Source organism: Rhizobium lentis, from assembly GCF_014200175.1.
Lineage (GTDB): Bacteria > Pseudomonadota > Alphaproteobacteria > Rhizobiales > Rhizobiaceae > Rhizobium > Rhizobium mulingense.
The window spans coordinates 1-2104 of sequence record NZ_JACHBD010000042.1 but is presented as its reverse complement, the minus strand read 5'-3'; the positions used below and the strand labels follow the sequence as shown (position 1 = coordinate 2104).

Genomic DNA, 2104 nt, shown 5'->3' with positions numbered 1-2104 from the left:
AAGTTTTGGAAGGCCGTTGCGGGAGGACGATCGAGGCGAAGCCGGTTTTCGATCAGACACGCCTCATCGAGCCCGCGAAGGACGTGGCTCGGCTCAGTGGCGGAAGGTACATGACGATGGCAGCCGCCCCCGACTGCCTGCCGGATCCTGCCGCCATCAAGGGAACATCCGTGACACGACGCTTGCCGCCCCCGTAGCGAAAATCAGGATTTCCGCGACACGGGTCTCGTTACCACTCCCGCCATTCGGCGGTGATATCTTCATCATCCGGGAGGCTGAAGCCCGACGCCCTTACGACCGCGTCGATCAGGACACCAAGTTCGTCCCGCTCCAGTGTTTCGATCATCCCGCTTCTGCCGTGGATCTCATTGATCGCAAGAACGATGTCCTTGACCGCTGCCTGGATTGCCTGCGCATCCCGCTGGCTGGTTGCGGCCTTCACCGTGTCGATGAACGCATTCAGCGCCGTTTCAGCCGTGGCGATATCGGCCTCGTTGAAAAGCTCGTCTCCCTCGGCCATGGACTCCCGCCAGCGCTGCGTCGGCATCTGGACCCGCAATGCTTCGACTTTATCGATATTACCAGGCATGATCTTCTGCTTGGGCAAGGACGCCTTTCGGCGCGTGGCCTTGAGCATGGTGCGGTCAGCATGCATCAGATAAACCGCCATCAGCCGCAAGTCCGCGTCATATTTTGCGATCACGACTATATTGCCGACAGCATATGAGTGAACGAAACGTTCGGCTGAATATTCCGGCAGCGTGCTGCTCTTGCCTTCTCGAAACGGGCCCGTCCCGAGCTTCTCGGCCACGATGTCGCTGCTGTCTCCGAACGTCAGACCGAAGGGCAACGCCGACGAATAGGCGCGTTGCACTGCCCTGATCGCATCCGGCCCGGTAAATAACAGGCGAGAGACGATCCTCTCCTCGCCGTCCGACAGGCGTCTTGACCGCACCTCTTCGAATTCGGCACTGTATGCGGAAAGGCTTTCCACCTGCAGACCGAAACCGCTATCGAAACCGCCGAAAAATCCCATCTCCGCATTCGTACGAAAATCGATAGGGTCTAGCTTCTCGTGATGGGCAAGATAAGACTCGACAACTGGGTCGGCAAAGCTGCGGCCAAGTATATCGAAATGATTCATTCTCTGCCTTTCCTTTCACAGTATTTCTATCCAACATTACTTACGGTCATTGTGACGTCGAACGAACGTCCGCTTATGGCAGATTCCGTTGAAAACTCCGACGAGCGGGTGTTGAAATTAGATTACTATGTCAACCTGTACGCGACCGCCTTCGATAACGACATGGCGGCCTTGAAGCTCGACAAAGCGCCAATCCTCACCAAGTGAACCATCCGGGAATACCTGTAGGCGGTAACCACCTGACAGCAAGAAGTCGGCCCCGCCATAGTTGTCTGTGTTAACGGCTATGACGACGAGTTGCTCTGTGGCGTTCACGTAGGAGTTTGTCTCCGCGTCGTAGCCTTTCAGCAGAGATGCAATTTTGATGAGCTGTAGGTTTCCCGATTTAGGGTCGTCATCGTTTGGCTCCGTTCCGTCAGCCGGCTCGACGAAACGATCTGATGTCCCTGTGACTATTGTCTTCTCGTCAACGAAGCGCCACGGGCATTGAACATGCAGTGCATAGGCCCCGACAGTCCCTCTGCCTGAGGGATGCGGTCGAATGGTACCAAAATGGAAAACCTTCATGTCCGCAGCGTTGCGGGCAATGCTTAATGGCAGCCCTACCAGTAACTGAAGGCAGTTTTCGAGACTGACTTGAATATCGTTTTCGGCCATCAAATTGAAACTCGGCTAATCAGAAAAAAGAGGCGCGCGTTGGCGGCCCTGTTAGGTGGCTTGCCCTGAGAGCAGCGCATTAAATCAAACGCACCTTTTCATCTCAAGTTCTGCTTGCCCTTGCCCACATAATCAGACACGTCCGGTCCCGCATGGCACCGAAAAAGCCGTCGGCGGGCTCGATGCCTGCCGCCGGCTTGTCTTTGTCGCCGGTTGGCCCCGCCTGGCCGGCGGGGCCTGTCCGGATCTCAGTCCCTGTTGGGGCGGGACCAGATCAGCTGGTAGCCGTCCTCGCCCTCGACC

The 2104-nt window shown here is 56.7% G+C and carries 3 protein-coding genes; 1 reads left to right on the top strand and 2 read right to left on the bottom strand.

What is annotated here, in order from left to right; genetic code table 11:
* Nucleotides 1–197, top strand: a 197-nt coding sequence (locus tag GGI60_RS31770; protein WP_210314648.1) for a hypothetical protein, incomplete at its 5' end; no start/stop codon positions are given.
* A gap of 32 nt (nt 198–229) precedes the next feature.
* On the opposite strand, the gene GGI60_RS31630 is transcribed toward GGI60_RS31770, so the two are convergent.
* On the bottom strand, nt 230–1144 hold the full coding sequence (locus GGI60_RS31630) for a hypothetical protein (RefSeq protein WP_183934989.1): 915 nt from the start codon (nt 1142–1144) through the stop codon (nt 230–232).
* 117 nt (nt 1145–1261) lie between these two features.
* Nucleotides 1262–1801: a hypothetical protein gene (locus tag GGI60_RS31625; RefSeq protein ID WP_183934988.1), complete on the bottom strand. Its 540-nt coding sequence runs from the start codon at nt 1799–1801 to the stop codon at nt 1262–1264.
* Nucleotides 1802–2104 lie beyond the last annotated feature (303 nt).

What these genes read in the sequence shown, in the direction of transcription:
- GGI60_RS31625 (WP_183934988.1), bottom strand. Translation starts at nt 1,801, where the DNA reads ATGGCCGAAAACGATATTCAAGTCAGTCTCGAAAACTGCCTTCAGTTA.
- GGI60_RS31630 (WP_183934989.1), bottom strand. Translation starts at nt 1,144, where the DNA reads ATGAATCATTTCGATATACTTGGCCGCAGCTTTGCCGACCCAGTTGTC.